The following is a 315-nucleotide window of genomic DNA, read 5'->3' as shown; positions in this document are numbered from 1 at the left end:
TCATACATTGTAATATTTAACTCAAACTCACCACCTAATGTAATTCAGTGTTTTTAAGCCTTCTGGCGATTCTAAAATGTTTATGTGTAATAAATCTAGTCTTAGTCCTAAACTCGTATTCTAGACGATTTAATTCGTCTGCTTTCGCTGCATATAAACTTCTTAAATTACTTAAATTGTCAAAAATGTTAATTTCGTATTGCATAATAAAATTATAAAAAAACACCGTTTTTAACACGGCGTTATAATGACAATTTAGATTTAACTTCTTCTTTATTTTCAGGTTCAGATATTTGGTTTAATACTTTAATATAA

1 protein-coding gene is annotated in these 315 nt (G+C 26.7%); it reads right to left on the bottom strand.

All coding sequences use genetic code 4. The features are described from left to right. Nucleotides 1-34: 34 nt before the first annotated feature. Nucleotides 35-205, bottom strand: coding sequence for a hypothetical protein (locus KQ878_RS03755; protein WP_216567979.1), 171 nt, complete (start codon nucleotides 203-205; stop codon nucleotides 35-37). Nucleotides 206-315 lie beyond the last annotated feature (110 nt).

The organism is Mycoplasma zalophidermidis, from assembly GCF_018913985.1.
GTDB classification, from domain to species: Bacteria; Bacillota_I; Bacilli_A; order Mycoplasmatales; family Metamycoplasmataceae; genus Mycoplasmopsis; species Mycoplasmopsis zalophidermidis.
Note: the sequence above shows the minus strand (reverse complement) of the source record. Positions and strands in the feature narration are given on the sequence as shown.